This window comes from Streptococcus mitis (assembly GCF_002860865.1).
Taxonomy (GTDB): Bacteria; Bacillota; Bacilli; order Lactobacillales; family Streptococcaceae; genus Streptococcus; species Streptococcus mitis_AT.
The window spans coordinates 2,501-21,648 of record NZ_PKIE01000009.1 but is presented as its reverse complement, the minus strand read 5'-3'; the positions used below and the strand labels follow the sequence as shown (position 1 = coordinate 21,648).

General features: G+C 41.0%; 21 protein-coding genes and 1 tRNA gene. 1 reads left to right on the top strand and 21 read right to left on the bottom strand.

The features are described from left to right. Positions 1-24: 24 nt before the first annotated feature. From comGG to tgt, 12 genes are all read right to left on the bottom strand, one after another. Positions 25-438, bottom strand: coding sequence for a competence type IV pilus minor pilin ComGG (gene comGG / locus CYK18_RS09645; protein ID WP_101786343.1), 414 nt, complete (start codon positions 436-438; stop codon positions 25-27). Beyond that, the gene (gene comGF / locus CYK18_RS09640; protein ID WP_101786341.1) at positions 416-877 is read right to left on the bottom strand and encodes a competence type IV pilus minor pilin ComGF; all 462 of its coding nucleotides are present in this window, start codon (positions 875-877) and stop codon (positions 416-418) included. The genes comGG and comGF overlap by 23 nt, the downstream gene beginning before the upstream one ends. Then, positions 840-1,142, bottom strand: coding sequence for a competence type IV pilus minor pilin ComGE (comGE, locus tag CYK18_RS09635; protein ID WP_153197443.1), 303 nt, complete (start codon positions 1,140-1,142; stop codon positions 840-842). Before comGE ends, comGF begins: the two co-directional genes overlap by 38 nt. Beyond that, positions 1,105-1,509: a competence type IV pilus minor pilin ComGD gene (comGD, locus tag CYK18_RS09630; protein ID WP_257960197.1), complete on the bottom strand. Its 405-nt coding sequence runs from the start codon at positions 1,507-1,509 to the stop codon at positions 1,105-1,107. Before comGD ends, comGE begins: the two co-directional genes overlap by 38 nt. Continuing rightward, on the bottom strand, positions 1,502-1,828 hold the full coding sequence (comGC, locus tag CYK18_RS09625) for a competence type IV pilus major pilin ComGC (protein WP_101786339.1): 327 nt from the start codon (positions 1,826-1,828) through the stop codon (positions 1,502-1,504). Before comGC ends, comGD begins: the two co-directional genes overlap by 8 nt. A 1-nt stretch (position 1,829) precedes the next feature. After that, on the bottom strand, positions 1,830-2,846 hold the full coding sequence (gene comGB, locus CYK18_RS09620) for a competence type IV pilus assembly protein ComGB (protein WP_101786338.1): 1,017 nt from the start codon (positions 2,844-2,846) through the stop codon (positions 1,830-1,832). Next, on the bottom strand, positions 2,794-3,735 hold the full coding sequence (gene comGA, locus CYK18_RS09615) for a competence type IV pilus ATPase ComGA (protein WP_101786336.1): 942 nt from the start codon (positions 3,733-3,735) through the stop codon (positions 2,794-2,796). The genes comGB and comGA overlap by 53 nt, the downstream gene beginning before the upstream one ends. Before the next feature lie 76 nt (positions 3,736-3,811). Next, positions 3,812-4,177, bottom strand: coding sequence for a DUF1033 family protein (locus CYK18_RS09610; RefSeq protein ID WP_000286405.1), 366 nt, complete (start codon positions 4,175-4,177; stop codon positions 3,812-3,814). 150 nt (positions 4,178-4,327) lie between these two features. Further along, the gene (locus CYK18_RS09605) at positions 4,328-5,386 is read right to left on the bottom strand and encodes a zinc-dependent alcohol dehydrogenase family protein (protein ID WP_101786333.1); all 1,059 of its coding nucleotides are present in this window, start codon (positions 5,384-5,386) and stop codon (positions 4,328-4,330) included. A gap of 161 nt (positions 5,387-5,547) precedes the next feature. Then, positions 5,548-6,699 (bottom strand): N-acetylglucosamine-6-phosphate deacetylase, encoded by a 1,152-nt coding sequence (nagA, locus tag CYK18_RS09600; RefSeq protein ID WP_101786331.1) that lies wholly within the window; start codon positions 6,697-6,699, stop codon positions 5,548-5,550. A 151-nt stretch (positions 6,700-6,850) separates the two neighbouring features. Beyond that, a complete protein-coding gene (locus CYK18_RS09595; RefSeq protein WP_101786329.1) occupies positions 6,851-8,668 on the bottom strand; it encodes an acyltransferase family protein in 1,818 nt (605 codons plus the stop codon). 100 nt (positions 8,669-8,768) lie between these two features. Continuing rightward, on the bottom strand, positions 8,769-9,911 hold the full coding sequence (tgt, locus tag CYK18_RS09590) for a tRNA guanosine(34) transglycosylase Tgt (RefSeq protein WP_020903627.1): 1,143 nt from the start codon (positions 9,909-9,911) through the stop codon (positions 8,769-8,771). A gap of 117 nt (positions 9,912-10,028) precedes the next feature. On the opposite strand from tgt, the gene CYK18_RS09585 reads away from it, so the two are divergent. Beyond that, positions 10,029-10,886, top strand: a complete 858-nt coding sequence (locus CYK18_RS09585) for a DUF975 family protein (protein WP_101786327.1) — start codon at positions 10,029-10,031, stop codon at positions 10,884-10,886. Between the two features lie 25 nt (positions 10,887-10,911). Here CYK18_RS09585 and pcp read toward each other — a convergent pair whose 3' ends face one another. From pcp to CYK18_RS09540, 9 genes are all read right to left on the bottom strand, one after another. Continuing rightward, positions 10,912-11,556, bottom strand: coding sequence for a pyroglutamyl-peptidase I (gene pcp, locus CYK18_RS09580; protein WP_101786325.1), 645 nt, complete (start codon positions 11,554-11,556; stop codon positions 10,912-10,914). A 113-nt stretch (positions 11,557-11,669) separates the two neighbouring features. Continuing rightward, positions 11,670-12,032 (bottom strand): DUF1304 domain-containing protein, encoded by a 363-nt coding sequence (locus CYK18_RS09575; RefSeq protein WP_061759602.1) that lies wholly within the window; start codon positions 12,030-12,032, stop codon positions 11,670-11,672. Between the two features lie 10 nt (positions 12,033-12,042). Then, positions 12,043-12,468 carry a MarR family winged helix-turn-helix transcriptional regulator gene (locus CYK18_RS09570; RefSeq protein ID WP_061759601.1) on the bottom strand — a complete coding sequence of 142 codons (426 nt, stop codon included), beginning with the start codon at positions 12,466-12,468 and terminating at the stop codon, positions 12,043-12,045. A gap of 319 nt (positions 12,469-12,787) precedes the next feature. After that, a complete protein-coding gene (locus CYK18_RS09565; RefSeq protein WP_061759600.1) occupies positions 12,788-13,990 on the bottom strand; it encodes a LysM peptidoglycan-binding domain-containing protein in 1,203 nt (400 codons plus the stop codon). A 162-nt stretch (positions 13,991-14,152) separates the two neighbouring features. Then, positions 14,153-14,776 carry an HAD family hydrolase gene (locus CYK18_RS09560; RefSeq protein ID WP_101786323.1) on the bottom strand — a complete coding sequence of 208 codons (624 nt, stop codon included), beginning with the start codon at positions 14,774-14,776 and terminating at the stop codon, positions 14,153-14,155. 3 nt (positions 14,777-14,779) lie between these two features. Further along, positions 14,780-16,060, bottom strand: a complete 1,281-nt coding sequence (locus CYK18_RS09555) for an MATE family efflux transporter (protein WP_101786321.1) — start codon at positions 16,058-16,060, stop codon at positions 14,780-14,782. Between the two features lie 60 nt (positions 16,061-16,120). Beyond that, positions 16,121-17,605: a threonine synthase gene (gene thrC / locus CYK18_RS09550; protein ID WP_101786319.1), complete on the bottom strand. Its 1,485-nt coding sequence runs from the start codon at positions 17,603-17,605 to the stop codon at positions 16,121-16,123. Between the two features lie 75 nt (positions 17,606-17,680). Further along, complete coding sequence (locus CYK18_RS09545) at positions 17,681-18,958, bottom strand: glutamate-cysteine ligase family protein (protein WP_060806157.1); 1,278 nt, start codon at positions 18,956-18,958, stop codon at positions 17,681-17,683. A 105-nt stretch (positions 18,959-19,063) separates the two neighbouring features. Continuing rightward, positions 19,064-19,147 (bottom strand) — tRNA-Leu (locus tag CYK18_RS09540). Between the last annotated feature and the right edge of the window lies 1 nt (position 19,148).

The following is a 19,148-nucleotide window of genomic DNA, read 5'->3' as shown; positions in this document are numbered from 1 at the left end:
TTTAGCACAAAGTAGCTTGATTGGCTAGGAATTCTCTTTCTTTTCAGGCTTCTCTTCTGATTTTTTCTTCTCCACTTTTTCGCTTGAATCGGTCGCTACCTCTTCCTTTTTCTCTATTTTCTCTTCTTTTATTTTGACGGAAGGAAAGATGAATTCATATTGACTCTTAGACGAACGAACCGTCGTCACTAAGCTTGTTTTCTTATTTTGATAGCTCACCTGACCCAGATTAAAGGCCTGTTCCCCACTTTCTTGCTCAACCTTATCTTTGGTTCGCTTAGCCATAGCAAAAGCAATCAACTTTTCTTTATTCAAAGCATAGTCTTGATAGTGGGTGATCTGTCGGTTCAAGTAAAATTGTAACAAAAGACTAAAGATGGCTGCCATAGTGACTGCATAGATGAGAACACCTGCCTTAACTTTTTTCTTTTTCCACACGATAGATGAACTCCCTTTCTAAGCCTTTTTGAAACTGGAAACGAAAACGAACCAGTTGATTATCCTCTGTAATCTGAGCAGATTTAAGTCCATAAATCATAGGCTGATATCCTCGTCCACTGGCATCAGTTTTTCGAAAATCATCTGATTTGGATTTACCCATAGCGATATCCTTGCCATCTTGCTTCATATAGAGGCGATTGCCCTCCACTTTTTCGAATTGCGAACGGTCTAATTCTGCCTCCAGCTGGTCCACAAACAAGAGCCACTCCTTTTGCTCGCTTTGTTGCTGGTAGCGAACTTCTGAAATAAGGAGCTGACTCATGGCTTGAAAGAGGAGTAAACTTCCACTGATGACAATGAGAGCAATCAGTGATTCCAACAAGGTGAAAGCCTTGACCTTATGGCTCTTTGATAGCCAACAACTGTTCTGAACCATGGTAGACCTCCAATCCTTTTTCACTAGAAAACACCTGAATCTCCACTCCGTTTATCTTTACCTGATTTTGACCTGTCTGCAAGGCCATCTTAGCTACCCTCAAGACTTCTTCCTTTTGCAAGATTTTTGCTTCTTCTTGCCTATTTTTTTGAATTTGTCCCAAAAGAAGGGTCGCGATGCTGGCAAAGATAGCTAGAGCCACTACTGCTTCCAGTAAAATCACTGCCCTAATTTTTTGTTTCCTTAATGCGTTTAATTTTTCCATTTCCTAGATATAACTGATAGCGAATCGTTCCTTTACTGGTCTGAAATTCAACATTAGCTAGGGACGAATTGCCCCCAGCTCGGTCAAATGTAATACTTTGTCCCGATGGTGCTTGAATTCCTTTAGGAACTGTCAGCTTTTGAATGCCATTTCTAATGGTCTGTCCGTCTATGCTTAAACTTGTCTTTTGCTGACTAGCTACACTGCGTTTTTGGGTTTCCCGATAGAGTTCTTCAAATTCCATAAAGAAAATCTGCTCCTCTACCGCCGCAAAAGTGGACTGGACAGAGCCAGATAAGCCCAAGGCAAGAATACTCACAAGACCCAAAACCAGGAGACTTTCAAGCATGGTAAAGGCCTTAATCATTGACTTTACGATTTGCCCCTCCATTTTTAGTATAGTATTCATTATAAGCTTTAGCCTGTTCTTCTGTGATTCGCCCATCTGCTTGTAACTTGCTTAGGCTAGCATCTTCATTTTTATCTAAGCTATAAAGCTCTGCCTGGCTTTCCACCACCTTAACAACAGCAGCTTTTCCTTTGTCGTTGACTGCTTCTTTTTGCTTGGTCAGATTAGGTACAAAGAGTAAGAGAAGCACACTGATGATGAGTAAGACCACCAACATTTCCACAAGTGTGAAAGCTTTAACCTTAGCTTTTTTCAAGAATGTTATCATTTTTTTCATGTTAAAAATTTACCTCCATATTTTGATACATGGGCATCAGCATTGCCGCATAAAGTAACACGATAATCAGTGCCACAAAGATAAAAACCAGTGGCTGCACCAGATTCATGGTGCGGTTGACTCGGGTAAAAAAGGCTTCCCAAGTTTTTTCAGCATAGATTTCCAACTCACTACCCAGCTTGGACTTGACTTCCCCATACTCGATGATGAGACTCAACTCTTTCTTAAAGAAAGGATAGGTTCCTATCGTCTGAGAAAATTCTCGACCATTTTGTAGGGCTTGAGCTAGATCTTGACCGATTTCTTTAAAGAGCTGGGAACCTTGTTCCTGCATGATCTGAAAAATCTGCGTTAATTCCATTCCCTGCGAAATCATATTCCCCCATTCACGCGCATAATAAGCTGTCAGATAAGTCTGCACAAAGATTCCAAGAAAAGGAATGCGTGCTAACATCGAGAAGACCCGCATCTTGGAACTTCTTTTATAAAAAGTTAGTGCTAAAAGGGTAAGTAGAGAAACAAACCCTATCATTCCTAGAAAGATTTGTGGCAGATTGCCAATAATTTGGGTGGCAATATTACTACTATCCAGTTGTGGTAGTAAATAGTTCCGTAGTCCCAGCATAATTAAGAGAAGAAAACCCAGCAAAATCAAAGGGTAGGTCGCTACTTCAATTAACTTTTTCTTGACCTTGGCCAGATTATCTAGATACTCTTCTATCTTTCCCAAACTCAGGTGGAGATTTCCATGGACTTCCGCTAGGGATAACTGAGTGACAATGGCACTTGAAAATCCCAAACTTTCCATCATTTCTGAGAATGATTTCCCCTGAGACAAGCCCGTGCGCATCTGGGTCACACACTGCTTGTCCAACAAGGCACTCCTATCTAAAAAGGAGATGGTCTCCACCAGATGAAAACAGCTGGAAAAGAGATTGTTAAACAGGGTGATGATATTTTTTTGCTTAGCTGTAGCTAATTTTTTCCGTTTCAGCCTGAAGACTTGTGATATGTCCATCTTTAAAAAGCTGGTCAATCTGTTCATTCCAGCTAGTTGGCTGGTGTTCTTGATAGTCTTTGTTTGCAAAGTCAACGATTCCTCCTCCCCCGATTAATCTCTGGTAGCAGACTCCTTGCAGAACGACTGCTAATTCCTCCTCACTCACACCCAACTCCAGCAGGCGCTCATAAACACCTCGGATACTCTTGGCATGAATGGTTGAAAAGACTGTCGCCCCTGTCAAACTAGTTCTAACTACTGCACGTGCCGTTTCGCTGTCCCGAATTTCTCCGATAATCAAGAGGTCTGGCCGATGACGTAAGGAAAGCTTGATCAAATTTTCATAGGTCAACCCGATTGCTTCGTTCAACTGCAACTGAAGCATGTCGTCCTGCTTGATTTCGACTGGATCTTCGATGGACATGACTTGCTGTCCTTTAAAGAGAGACTTGGCCAATTCGTGCATCAGGGTCGTCTTGCCACTACCGACTGGACCAGCAAAAAGATAAAGTCCCCGTTGCCTGTACTGCTTGCCCAATTCTTCAATATCCTGAAACCAAAAATGCAAATCCTGCTCCTCATCATGCAACAAGCGAATAACTAAACTCTCATGTCCTCGATAATCGCCTACAGTAGATAGACGTAGAGATGCCATTTTCTGGTCATATTCATAATCACAGGAACCAAGTTGACTACGTCTCTTTTCTCCAACATTCATACCTGCCACAAACTTAAAGTGACTGATGACGGCCGCAAACTTTTCAAAATCATAACAACCGATTTTACAGCGCTCGTCTCCTACCCTCATATGAAGCTCATAGGCGTCTAACTTGGGGACAAAATAAATGTCTTGCGCCCCTTTTTTCCGAGCCGAACGAATGATTTCTTGTGCAATTTCTTGAACCATACTTACCTCCTCACCTATACTATTCGCAAAGATTTGGAAAAATAAAAAAAGCAACTCCAAAAAAGTTACTTTTCCTCTATTTTAATTTCATACGGCAAGAACGGTGCCTTTCCTTACCTGTTTGTTTTTCATAGCCTGGGCGTAGTTTTTCATCTGGAATAACCTGCTCATCCTGTAAAAGAGCCAAAGAATGGTATTGTTGTAAATACTCATCACATTCATCACACCAGCGTTGGTCTTCTGGATCCCAAAAAATGGTCATCAAGTCACTTCTGCTTTTATAAAGAGGGGATTCTTGTTCCAATCTAAACCAGCAAGTTTTGTAGTATTTGAGAGCATCATAATACTGGTCAAATTTCTTACTCGCTACAATATCTTCTTCCCAACCTTCTAAGAACCACCAAGGTTCAAAATCTCCGTACATTTCTATAACACGATACATATTCATTCATTCCTTTGTACCGTATATTATAACCAATTCCACTAAACAAGGAAAGAAATATGCTCATTTCTTAATTTCTCGATAAAAAATCCAGCCATCTGATGGATGACTGAATTTCTATTTACTTATGTTCCAAAATCTTTTTACTACCTAGACTTCTGAGATATCGTTTTCGATAATGACCTTAATGGCATGGTGGTCTGCTGCCTGACTGAAGACTTCATAAGCTTTTTCAATTTCACTAAGTTTGAAATAGTGAGTTACCAATTTTTCTGGTTCAATCTTATGACTTTCAAGAGCTTTCAACAATTGTGGAGTGGTATTTGTAGATACCAAACCAGTTGTTACATTGATGTTGCGAATCCAAAGTTTGTCCAAATCGAATTCAACTGGTTTACCATGTACACCACAGTTGGCAACTGTTCCGTCTACACCGATAATCTTTTGACAGAAATCAAATGTTGCAGGAATACCAACAGCTTCGATAGCGACATCCACACCACGTCCATCTGTCAAATCATAAATTTCTTTAATAGCTTTTTCAGGGTCTGAAGAATTAATCTTATGAGTCGCACCAAATGATACAGCAGTTTCCAAGCGGTTATCGTCTAAGTCCACCATAATCAATTTAGCTGGTGAATAGAATTGGGCTGTCAAAAGAGCAGCCAATCCAACAGGTCCTGAACCAATAATGGCTACGCTGCAACCAGGTTCTACTTTCCCTTTTAAGACACCAATTTCATATCCAGTAGGCAGAATGTCTGATAGCATAACCAAGGCTTCATCTGACAAGTCTTCTGGAGTATGGTAAAGAGTGTTATCTGCATGAGGGACACGCAGATATTCAGCCTGCATACCATCAATCAGGTGACCGAAAATCCAGCCCCCTTCGTCTTCACAGTGGGCATAAATTCCTTTTTTACAGTAGTAGCATTTACCGCAGGCACAGACACAAGAAATCAAGACCTTGTCGCCTTTTTTGAAGTTCGAAACTCCTTCTCCAACTTCTTCAACAATCCCAATCCCTTCGTGACCAAGAATGGTACCACTTTGGCAAGCAGGAACATCCCCTTTGATAATATGGAGGTCTGTTCCACAAATAGTAGTTTTTACGATACGCACAATAGCGTCTGTTGGCTTGCGAATAACTGGTTTGTCTACATCAACAAAAGAAGCAAGTCCTGGTTTAACATAAGTATAGGCTTTCATAAAGTACTCCTCCGTTTTTTATTTGTACTATTTATAATATAATTGTAAACCCTTTCATTTGTTTCTTCAAGATTTTTTGTGATTTTTTTAACTTTTTTATTTACCGGTAAAGCAATATAGATAAAAAAACAGAAGCTAGTCTCTAACTTCTGCTTTCTCTCTTATGCTTGATAACGTTTCACGCCATCTAGGTAGGTTGCTACCAATTCCAAATCTTTATCTAATACGATAAAGTCTGCATCATATCCTTCACGGATTTGACCACAGACATCATCAATGTGAACAGATTTAGCTGGGTTAAGGCTGGCCATCATGACCGCTTCATGCGGATTAGCAATACCCCACTCGACTACATTTCTCATACCATCTTTAAGTTTGAGGATAGAACCTGCCAAATTACCAGTAGATTTGAGACGTGCAGTTCCATTTGCTACTACAACAGGGAATTCTCCCAACATATAGTCACCATCTTCAAGCCCACCAGCTGTCATACAGTCCGTAATAAGAGCGATGTTTTCTGTCCCCTTTTGCTTAAGTAAAATCTCACAAGCTTTTGGATCTACGTGGTGACCATCACAAATCAATTCTGCGTAAGTATGTGGGAGCTCATACATAGCTCCTACCATACCGAGTTCGCGGTGTGTTAAACCACGCATCCCATTATAGGCATGTACCCATACACTAGCTCCAGCATCAACTGCCTTCTTAGCTTGTTCAAATGTCGCATCTGAGTGTCCAAGTGCAACTGTCACACCCTCACCTGTAATAGTACGTACAAAATCTTCCACCCCATCACGTTCTGGTGCAATAGCGATCTTATTTAGCATCCCTTTTGCAGCATCCTGCCAAGAATGAAACTCCTCAACACCCGGGTCTCTCATATAAGTTGGATTTTGTGCCCCCTTAAAAGTTTCTGTGAAATATGGACCTTCATAATAAATCCCACGAATCTTAGCACCTGTTGCTTCTTTATAATGGTTTCCAAGATTTTCAGTGACTGCAAGCAATTGCTCATAAGTGGCTGTTAAAGTTGTGGGCAAGAAACTGGTAACACCGGTACTAAGAAGTCCTTCACTCATAGTATGCAATGTACCTTCAATATTGTTGTCCATCACATCTACACCTGCATATCCATGAATATGAGTATCCACAAGACCTGGTGCAATGCTATAACCAGTATAGTCAAGAACCTCTGCTCCTTCAGGAATTTGATCCACATGTTTCCCAAATTTGCCATCAACAAGTTCTAAGTACCCACCACGACGAATGCCAAATGGATAGAAAAACTGATCCGCTTTAACGTAATTAGGCATAATAATGACCTCCTTAAAAGATTGATTCTACAATTTATTATGTCAATTACATTATAAACCTTTCTGATTCATTTGTAAATGGTATAGACCTATTTTCTGGAGATATTTTAAAAGAGCTGGATTTCTCCAACTCTTCTCTTTTTAATATAAGTTATTTTGATTTGACTGGTTTGTCTTGAGCTGTTTGCAAAGCTGTAGCAATGGTATCTGCATACAATTTTGCTCCTGCTTCAATTTTGCTATTGTCACTTCCGAAATGGACTTGGTCTGTCCCAGTCCAAATTTCTGGATGTTCTTTCGCAACTTGATTCCAATCTGCTATCGTGATGTAAGGAGTCTTCTCTGCCAATTCTCTCATATAGGCAGCCGCCTTCTCAACGATGGCATAGGTCTCTTTTGTCTTATCTCCCTCATAAGGAGTCACCAAAACCATATGGTGGCCCTTAGGAAGATTTTTCACGATACTATCCCAATCTTCCTTGTAATTTTCAGGATTATTTACCCCAGTCGCAATAACCACCATCTTTGGTAGAAATTTATTCTGGCTATTGTTGAGCATGATTTCGTTGGCAGTCTTGGTTGTTCTGCTGACCTGCGCGTTAATCTGTGCTCCAGGAAGGGCTGTCTGCAGGGCTGTATTTGCCCTTAAAGCCACCGAGTCACCAATTAACATAGTGCCATCAGCAATTCCCAAACTGTTTGCATCTGCCCGTTCTGTCATCACCTTGGTTTGGCTAATATTTGTTGCAGCTTGCTTCAAACCATTGACAGTTAAGTCTGTCTCAAAAGCTCCCACTTGTGGTGCCAACAAAGTCACTAAGAGGACAATGAAGGCCAAGATTCCTGTACTTGTTGCAAGAATTGCGTGAATATAAGGCAGGGGACGAAGAGTTTGTAAAACAGGTGTATTCTTGCCTACAATCCACGGCTCCAATACATAAAATGAAAGACTGGCAAATCCATAAGAACAAATCAGAGTCAGTAACACAGCAAGAAGATTTGAGGTCAACTGTGAGAAAATGATGTAGAAAGGCCAATGGAAGAGATAAACTGCATAGCTAGTATCCGCTAAAAAGCTAATTATCTTTGGCTCCTGTACGTTAGGAGTCTTTTCATGTAAGACACGCGCTGCCAATATCATAGCAAGAGCTGCAAGACTGGCAAGCAAGAAGCCCATAAGATAGGCAAAAAGATAGGTAAATTTGACAAAGAAGGTCAAAATGAGTAAGAAGCCAAAACCTCCTCCAAAAACTAAAAGGGTCTTGCGTAAATCCCAGATTTTATCCAATTGCTTAACTAGGGAAGTCGTCTGACGAACGCCTACGATAGTTGCTAACACACTTCCCAAAAAGAATGGATAGACATGAGTTAAACTGGAGAAGTAAACAGAGGAATAAGAAGTTACTAGAAAACTACCAATAAACATAGAGAAGAAGCTGATCAAGAAGGCAGCAGCAGACAAGAGAAAGACCATCCCCTTCAACTGACCATTTGATTTAGCCTGTTTGGATAAGAACCAAACTGCCAATCCCCAAAGAATATAGTAGTGAACCTCAACGGCCAAGCTCCAATTATGAACAAACAAATGTGGAATGAACTGAGATTCATAACTCCCACCTGTTAGGAGCTCATAGAAGTTGGTCATGAAGCCTAAAACACCCGCAATCTGACCCCCAATTCCAGCCACATAATCTTGGCGAACTAGAAAGGTAAAGGGCATGGTCACCAAGACCATCAAAACCACAGGTGGCACGATACGATAAAAGCGTCTCCTAAAAAATCCAACCAAATCAATTTCATGACTTTTAGAAAATTCTTCGATAAGTAGAGCTGTAATCAGGAAACCTGAAAATGTAAAAAAGACATCTACCCCGAAAAATCCTCCAGGAAAGATCGTCTGAAAGAAATGATACAAGAGTACCAAAAGTAAACCTGTAATCCTAATCAAGGAAAACCATTTAATACGCATACGAGTTTATTCTCCCTTTCATTATACACTTTATTCTATCAAAAAAAGAAGAAAAATCCCAAGAGAAAACTTAGGATTTTTAGCTTATATCTATTCCAGTTTAAAAATTACGGCCTGATTTATTATAGCCATATTTTTCAATAAAATACTCACGGAATTCCAAGAGATTGTCATCCATGATGGCTTGTCGCACTTGCTTCATCAGGTTAAGCAAGAAGTAAAGATTGTGGTAGCTAGTCAAGCGGATACCAAAGGTTTCATCAGCCTTGAGCAGGTGACGAAGGTAGGCGCGTGTATAGTTCTTACATGTGTAGCAATCACACTCAGGATCCAGTGGCGTAAAGTCCTCAGCAAACTGGGCATTCTTGACAACCAAACGACCTTGACTAGTCATACAAGTCCCATTACGAGCGATACGAGTCGGCAAGACACAGTCAAACATATCTACACCACGAATCACCCCATCGATCAGGCTATCTGGCGCTCCCACACCCATCAAATAGCGAGGTTTATTTTCAGGTAGTAGTTGAGTTGTGAAATCCAAGACCGCATTCATCTCTTCATGGGTTTCTCCCACTGCCAAACCACCGATAGAGTATCCAGGGAAATCCATGCTGACAAGGTCATGAGCTGACTGACGACGAAGGTCTTCAAATCCTGCCCCCTGCACAATCCCAAACAAACCTTGGTCATGCGGACGACGATGAGCCTTCAAACCACGCTCAGCCCAACGGCTGGTACGCTCGATGGATTTCTTAACGTAATCGTAAGGTTGGTAAAACTGAGGACATTCGTCAAAGGACATCATGATATCTGAGCCCAGATTATTCTGAATAGAAATAGCCTTCTCTGGAGACAAGAACATCTTGGAACCATTGAGATGGTTTTTAAAGGTTACCCCTTCTTCTGTGATATTACGGCTATCAGCTAGGGAATAAACCTGGAAACCACCGCTATCTGTCAAGATTGGCTGGTCCCAGTTCATGAACTTGTGGAGACCACCTGCGCGTGCAATGAGTTCGTCTCCAGGACGAAGCCAGAGATGATAGGTGTTTGATAGGATAATCCCTGAACCCATTTCCTTCAATTCTTCAGGTGACTGAGTTTTGACAGTGGCTTGAGTTCCAACTGGCATAAACATAGGCGTCGGGAAGGTGCCGTGGGGAGTGATGATTTCTCCCAGACGAGCTCCCGTGTGTTTTTCTTTCTTAATCAAACGATATTTGATTGGTGAATCTGACATTTTTTTACCTCCGAAGCTGGGAAAGACAGTCCCAGTTCATACTTTGTGCCCAAGGGCATACTGTATGATTTTATCAAAAAAAGCTGGAACTGTCACGAACTATGGTATAATGAGAGAATGAAATACCCAAAAATTGATTTAAAAACCATTCGTCTGCAAGCCAGACAATTTCAGGCTGAAAATCCCCGCCTCTTTCTCGTCTATCTTTTACCTAGCATACTGCTCATCTTGTCTGGCTTCCTCAATCCCTTAGAGCGCATCAATGAGTCTATTTTAGAGCAATCCTTTTTAAGCGTGTTTGGCCATGTATTCCAAGCCTACCTTTTTCCACTATTAGTCTCCTTTATCGGAACGATTCTTCTAACCAGTTCAGTTTATACAACGCTGAAACTCATCAAGAATCCCGATACAGAACTATCCGTCAAAAATAGTCTCACTCTCTTTAACGAAGAGCACTTTTCACAAACCTTTTTGACTCTCCTTCTCAAACGCTTCTATCTCTTCTTATGGAGTATTCCTAGTTTACTCGGGATTTACTTTCTCTTTTACAGTAGCTTTTTAGCCAAGAAATTCGTTACCCTTCACCCTGAATTTCCCAATCTAGATCTCTCGTCAGTTGAAACGGAGCGTTTCCTCATGACCTTTGGTCTCTATTTTCTAGCAAGTATCCTCTTGATGATTGTCGGAAATAGTCTCTATATTCCACAATACTATGCTTATTCACAGGTAGAATTTCTCCTCTGTGACACCCTAGACTTGGGCCAAGCTAAACCAGGGCAAATCCTTAAAACCAGCCGTTTCCTGATGAAAGGCTACAAATTTCAGCGCTTTATTCTAGACCTACAACTCCTTCCTTGGTACTTCCTCAATTGGATTACTTTTGGAATTGCTAGTTTCTCACTCCTCCCCTACATTCAAATCAATAAAATGATTTTTTACCGAGCAGTATTGGCTCGAAAACGTCCAAAAGCTTGAAGGTGACCCCTCAAGCTTTTTTCTATCAATGAGTTTCTCCCCCTACCAACTTGAGGTCCCGATCTCCATGTTCTATAATGGCCCCGATTGCTGCTTCTATACCTCGCCTAATGTCCACTAAACTCATAGCTGGGGTAGTCGGTCGATTCACCACCTGTTCCATCATATAAGGAATATGCATAAACCCTGCCCTAACATGGGGAAATTTCTTTTCTGCCAAATAGAGGGCCTGATACATCAAATGATTGCAGACAAAAGTCCCTGCCGTATTGGAAACAGAGGCCGGCAATCCCTCTTTTTTTATAGCCTGAACCATCGCTTTAATCGGTAAACTACTAAAGTAGGCAGAGGCACCGTCTGGGCGAATGGGAAGGTCAATCGGTTGATTACCTTCGTTATCAGGAATGCGTGCATCGTCTTGATTAATGGCTACTCGTTCAGGTGTCAAACTAGTTCTTCCACCAGCTTGGCCGATACAAAGGACAAAATCAGGTTGATAACGACTCATCTCTTCTTCCAATACTTGAGCCGATTTGTGAAAAACTGTTGGCACTTCTAGCCAGTGGACCTCAGCGCCATGGACTTCAGCTGGCAAACCTTTAATGGCTTCCAAGGCTGGATTGACCTTTTCCCCTCCAAAGGGCTCAAAACCTGTCACTAATACTTTCATTTCTAACTCCTTACAAATTATTTCATGAAACACTTTTCTTAAAGACAAGTATAACATATTTCCCTTATTCTGGAGTGAAAAGGACTAGCGAGACTAGGATTGACCTTTTGAGTCTATTTAAAAAGTAAAATGCTGATCAAGGCTAAAATAGCTGGTCCACCTTGCTTCAAAATAATTTTCTTGTCTGCTGTCAGAGAGCCATAAGCCGCAGCCCCAATCACAAATAAGACAAAAATAGTCACAATTTCTAAATTCTGTGAAAAATAAATGCCATACAAGAGAAAGACTCCTAGCAGAGCATTATAAATCCCTTGATTTTTAAACAATGAGCTTACTGACGGACGAGCCAGTTCTTCCTTGTCCATATTAAAGACACGACCAGTTACTTCTGATTGCGTTGCAATACTTTCCAAATAAAAAATGTAAAAATGCTCCAAAGCAACAATCGTTGCTAAAATGAGTGTAATAATTGACATCTATTTCTCCTTAAATTTCTATATTCTCAATACCCAAAACCAATTTATGTAATAAACGGTTGAGCTCTGTTCTCTCAGACTCTGTTAAGATACTTTCCATCGCTTCTTTAACCTTGATATGCTGCAGAGGCGGATTCATCACTAACTGCTCCTTGGCATACTTCGTAGCCTCTACCAACACTTCCCGCTGATTTTCAGGATTGCGATGGCGCTCCACCAAACCTTCCTTTTCTAAAATCTTGAAATGTCGTGTCAAGGCAGCCTGATCAATCTTCAAACGTTCCTGAACCGCTATTTGATTACAGGGAGAATTCTCCAGTAAAAACAGTAAAATCTGATACCGTGTCAAACTAATCCCAAGCCTTTTTTCAAACAATTGAGTACTCGCTTGCTCAGACAAGCGGAGTTGATACAGTAAATCTTGAATCTCTATCATGTCTTCTTCCTTTCGATTGACTCATCAATAGTTGATTAGTCAATCATAATGCAAAGTAAAATAAATTGCAAGAATCATGCTTCAATCATTGCAAAATGGTAACTTCCCATTTTCCATTCATATTGATACTCAATGAAAGTTAAAGAGCAAACTAGGAAGCTATCCGTAGGTTGCTCAAAGCACAGCTTTGAGGTTGCAGATAAAACTGACGTGGTTTGAAGAGATTTTCGAAGAGTATGACAAAGAAAAAACGAACGAGAATCGCTCTCTATTACGAAAGCTAGATCTCATTCGTCAAAATGATATTACAAAGTCTGATTTATCCATTCATTGAAACGTGAACGTGATCATAGTGATTTTCTGTCACGCTACCACGGTCTGGCATTGGGTTCCAAGTATTAGCTGGTCCATATTTACTATCGAATGGAGCATAGAAACGTTGTTTCCAAATAATGTAACTAATTCCACGGCTGGCCATGTTTTGAATAGCGTATTCCGCAATCTTATCCCCTAGTTCTGAGCCTTCTGGTACCATAAAATCGATAGCCAAACCTTTTCCGTGATCTCCACTATCTCCTGGACGGTAACCACTAAAGGATGTAATGCCAAACAAGTTAGCAATTTCTTCTTTAAAGGCAGCTGTTTGTGGTTGAAGGCCAGCATTTTCAGATTTCGCTACTGCCAGTCCAGCATAATCGGGCGCAGCTGGAGCCGCGTAAGTTGTTGAAACTGTTTTCACCTCTTCTGGTTGATAAGTAGAAACTGCTGGTGTAGCTTCACTTGATGCTACTTCTTTTACTTCTTCTAAACTTGTTGCAGTTGTTTCTATTGCTTTTTCTTCTACTGGAGTTGTAGTTGTTTCCACTGTTAACTCAGCCTGAGGGCTTGCTTGTGTTTCCTCTTTCTCAGCTGGAGTCGTTGCCTGAGGAGCTGCTTCTGCAACTGCATTGCTTGTTTCGGCTGTTTGCTTCTCTGGGACAGAAGTTCCTGTAGATGGCGCGACTTCTTCTGAAGCAGTCACTGTCTCTGTAACTTCTGAACTTGATGCTACTTCTTTTGTACTTGTAGTTTCTACCGCTTTTGGAGCTTCTGCAATCGGTTGAGAAAGGTCTGCAACCTGAACAGTTTGATCATCAACCGTCACTTGATTGGTTGTCAAATCTGCTGTCGCAGTTGTCACTTCTTCACTAGAGTCTGCTTGAGGAGTTTGGATTTCAACTTCCGTTACCTCTTCTGCTTCATTGACAGTCGTTGTCAAAACAGTTTCTGGGAAAATCAAGTCCATATTCGTGATTTTATTCAAATTCGCAAGAACTGTGACATCTACACCCAAGGCTTCTGCAATGGTGCTCAAGGTATCACCATACTGAACGGTATAACTTGTCTTGTTGTCCGTTTTAGTCAAATCGTTTTGGATTTGCTCAACACTACGTGCAGTCCAAAGAACTTCTTCTGCTTGAGTTGCCAATACTGGGGCAAATGACAAGGCTACTGTTGAGGCTAATAATATTCTTTTCTTCATTCTTTCAAATTCCTTTCAAATGAGTACCTGTCTATCATAACACAAAAAATGCAGAAAAAAAGACCTCTCGGGCCTATTTAACAGAACTGTCTATTCCTTGTAACAAACTCGGTTACTTGAAATAGTTTGTTAGATCTCTGTCACAAAACTGACACAATCTTTTTATCGCTCAGCCTTAAAAAAACGGAAAATATCTGCTAACGCTTGAATCCTATGATTTCCTTCATAAGTCGACTCTAAAAAGTTGATACTTTGAATCCCACTATTCTGGGCAAATTCCACATCCAGAGTCCGATCCCCTATATAATAGGTTTTCTCAGGATCCAACTGATACTTGTCTAACAGATAGATAGCCACTTCCGGATTAGGCTTGCGCGCAAAGCCACTCTGACTGGTTAAAATCTCTGTAAAATAAGATTCCAACCCCAAGTCTCTTAGAATGGTAAAAGCATTGTCTCCCTTATGAGTGTAAACAAAATTCCGAATCCCTACTTGATCTGCCCAACCCAACACCTCACGCGCACCTGGCATTAAGACTACCTGAGCATTCTTCTCAGCCAGACTCTGGGCACGCACCTGATTTAGCACTTCCGCATCCAGTTTTCTCTCTTCCGCAACTTGCTCCAGCAAATCCTGCACAGAAAACTTGAGGATAAACTCTCTCACCTGCTCCTTATCATAAGGAATAGAAAACTGACCAAAAGTTTCCTCAATCCCTGACAAAATCGCTTCGTAAGAGTCCAATAAAGTCCCGTCTAAATCCCAAATAAAAGCTGTTTTTTGCATTTCCTATCCTTTCAAGCTCATATAACGCTGGTAACGATAGCGTAGAAATAACCAACGAAAACCATTATCCAAAAGAGTTCCGGCCCAAATACCGGGCAAGCCCCAACCAAGCACAATCCCCATCAGATATCCTGTTCCAATGCGGATACACCACATTCCTATACTTGTCGCATAAAAGGGAAGCCGAGCATTGCCCAAACCCTGCCAGACTGCTGTATAGATAACTGTTCCTATCGTCATAGGAGTACCAAGTAGTGAAAAAAGTGTCACTAGAACACTAGCCTCCACCGCTAGAGAATCATTCGTATAGAGATGAGTCAGTGGTATGCCCAAGGCATAGACACTAAGCGTCAAGGGCAACATGAGAAGCAGAGAAAGCCAAAAGGATTGCTTGCTCAAACTAGCTACTCTTTCCCAATTATCCTCTCCAACTGCTCGAGCTACCAGCATGACCGTTGCCGTAGCGACGCCAAAGGCAGGCATGTAGTTAAACTGGGTCAAGACTTCTCCGACTGCATTCCCAGCAACTGCCTCCGTTCCAAAAGAAACGACCAAGGCAATGATAACGACATCACCAGCCCGCATCATAAGCCGCTCTCCAGCTGCTGGCAAAGCTAAGGTCAATAGTTCCTTATCTAAACCAAAAGTCGGTTTCTCAAAAGGCAACTTTAATTGCGACCATAAAATCACAAGACCTACCAAGCGAGACAGAATTGTCCCCCAAGCAACACCAGCTATCCCCATATCCAGAACAAAAATAGCTAGACTTGAAAAAAGAATATTCAAGGCATTGGATAAAAAGCTAACATAGAGAGGCAAACGTGGATTATGCGTTGCACGAATCAAGGCACCCAGACTGGTCATCAAGCCCAAAAGAACAATCGATCCGCCTACCAAAGATAGATACAGTCCACCACTCTCAGCTACATCCCTCTCCGTCCCCAAAAGTCCTATCATCTCTTTCCCAGCGAAGATGGACAAAAACCCTAAAAGGAAACTTAATAGTAAGGTAATCTTCAAGGCCTCAGTCACATGATAGGCTAGCATAGATTGATCCTTCTGCCCCAAACTTTTTGAAATAACACTGGAAATAGCAGCTCCTAGAGCGATGAAAATCGCCTGGTAAATCGTGATAATATTGCCAGCTACTGATACACCCGAAATAGCTATCAAACCCAAGTGGGCTACCAAGTAACTATCCACCATCCCCATGAGCATCTGCAAAAAGTTTTCGCCCATAGCTGGCAAGGCAATATTAAGAATGTCTTTATTTTTCTTAAACAATCCGTCCTCCTGATGAAAAGAAACTCAGTTGGCTTCCCAACCGAGTTTACTCCTTCTGTCTTAAAGTCCTAGATAAGCCTCAACCGCTGCTTGCATATCAGCAGCTGCCACTGTTGTCTTATGACGAACAGGAGCTGTTTCAAGCCCGTCAACTGCTGGCGGCACTGCAACACCTGAGATTTCATGTAATTGAGCTAAAGCTTCAAAGTCAGTCAAGCCAACTTTCCCTGTTACAGCTTCTACTGCAACCACTGGGAACTTGTAGGGACTAGCTGTTGAAGCAATCACTGTCTTAGTCGCATCGCCAGTAGCCACTTGGTATTTCTTATAAACTGCCGAGGCAACCGCCGTATGTGGATCCTCGATATAAGAATCTGACTCATAAACACGCTTGATTTCTGCTGCCGTTTCTTCCTCAGTCGCATATTCAGCTGCAAAGAGATCAAGAATCTCTGCATCAAAATTAGTCAACTCATATTGACCTTGTGTATTCAAGGCATTCATGAGTTCAGCTGTTTTAGCCGCATTATTACCCAAAAGGTGGAAAATGAGACGCTCCAAGTTTGAAGATACCAAGATATCCATAGATGGGCTAGTTGTTACCTTAAACTCACGTTTCTTATCGTAAACACGTGTCTTGAAGAAGTCTGTCAAAACATTGTTATCATTTGAAGCACAGATTAATTTGCCAACTGGTAGGCCAATTTGCTTAGCATAAAAGGCAGCCAAGATATTCCCAAAGTTTCCTGTTGGTACGGTAAAGTTGACCTTTTCACCAGCCACAATCTCACCAGTCTTAACAAGCTGAGCGTAGGCATAAACATAGTAGACAATTTGTGGCACCAAACGGCCAATATTCATAGAGTTAGCCGATGAAAATTGCAACTTGTTGGCTGCCAACTTCTCACGAAGAGCCACATCGTTGAACATATGTTTCACATTAGTCTGAGCATCGTCAAAGTTACCATCAATGGCGATAACATGAGTATTGTCGCCAGTCTGAGTGGTCATTTGCAACTCTTGTACCTTGCTGACACCATCCTTCGGATAAAAGACGATAATCTCAGTGCCAGGAACATCCGCAAACCCTGCCATAGCAGCTTTCCCAGTATCACCAGATGTCGCTGTTAAGATGACAATCTTGTTCTCCAAACCATGCTTCTTAGCAGCTGTTGTCATAAAGTATGGCAAGATAGACAAGGCCATATCCTTAAAGGCAATCGTAGAACCATGGAAGAGTTCCAGGTTGTATTGCCCGTCTAATTTCACCAAAGGCGCAATAGATGGAGTATCAAATTTACTATCGTAGGCATTGTTGATACAGTAGTCCAACTCTTCAGCTGTAAAGTCATCTAAAAATGCTGACAAAACTAACTTAGCAACTTCCTGATAAGAAGCATCTTTCAATTTGTCAAAGTCCAAATCTACCTTTGGATAAGTAACTGGTGTAAACAAACCACCATCCGTCGCCAAACCTTGCAAAATTGCTTGACTGGCAGTTACTGTATTGTTGGCATCACGCGTTGATTGATAAACTAATGTCATTACTCTCTATCCTTTATCTATAGTCTCTTCCATTATATCATGATTTTTCAGAAAATTCTCCCTTTATAAGAGAAATTATAGGCTCAATTCTTCTTTCAAAGGCTCTAAATAGCTCATTTCTTGCTTATTTCTCATCTTCAGTCCTTCCTCAGCTAACAGAAGTAAGTCTTTTGAAAAATCTATAATCGAAGTTTTCTCCTCATCTGTAAGCTTTTTCTTAGAAAATTGTCGTCTTAAAAACTTGTAATCACGACCAAATTCTTTAAAGAAAGGTTCTGTTTCTAAGTAAGCTTCTAACTTATCTAAATTAACTAATAATCCCAAGTGAAAGGCAGCAGAAGCGAAGGTTTTATCTAGAGGCTGAGTACACACACTACGAAACTCAACTGTTCCTCGAGTCGTTAAGTCTTGGTACTGGTAACTACGATGAGTTTCAAAGTCTTTCTCTTGAGGGTAAATAAGAACCTCTTCCCCATTAAGATCAAATGCTTGGATTTCAGGCATAGCCAAATAGTCCCTAGCCTGAATCGGATAAAAATAATAGGTTTGTCCATCACGTTCCGCAGTAAAAATTGCAGAATGATCTAGATAGTCAAAAAAATCATCCTCATCTTTAAAGAGGCTAGCATTGACACCAACATTCTCTGGATAGATACCATGCATAGATTCTTCCCAGAAAATATCTCTTGAGATTTTTGTATCCCAATCCGCACCTGTAAACTCAGAGTTTGCAAATAAGTAAGCCTTAGCCGCTTCAATTTGAGTAAAAGCATTAATCACCCGTAAGTAGTTGGATTTTGAAATATCCAGCTGAACCTGACTCCCACAGATAAAAGCCCCATATTCAGGGAAATGATGTAAATCTGATTTAGTAACATTTCTACTCAAATTCAAATAATCCATCAACATCTGATAGCGTGGATATGCCACTGGACAATTCTCATTTTTATCCCAGTTAGGATGAATTCCACAGCCAACAATAGCATGATTTGATTCGCCTAATTTTCTCTGAATTACATCCATATAATTATTAAAACGATTTTCGACCTCCTGAATTGTTTCGGCCTTACCAAATGCAAACTCAATCGTTGTATAGGAAACTTCAAATAAAATAGCATCCTGACTTATCCGATCCACTAACTGGATAGGATTGCCAAAATCATCTACCTTTTCTACAGTGAAACCCAGAGCGGAAAGTAAATAATGAAATAAATCTTTTATAACTTCAACATTTGTAGCATCCCCTTCTAAATTTGCAACAGGATATTCCAGTTCAATCCCGACAAACAATCCAGGATTTTCTTTAATATTTTTCAAATACCGATGTTTTAATAAATCGATAGAACGAGACATACTTCCCTACACTTTCATAATCTAAATAAAATTTGAATAACTATTATTATACCAAAAATAACACAAAAAGGAACGAAGAATAACAACGTTCCTAGCTCTATACTATACCGGCGGCCGGGGTCGAACCGGCACGTCCTTGCGGACACTGGATTTTGAGTCCAGCGCGTCTGCCAATTCCGCCACGCCGGCA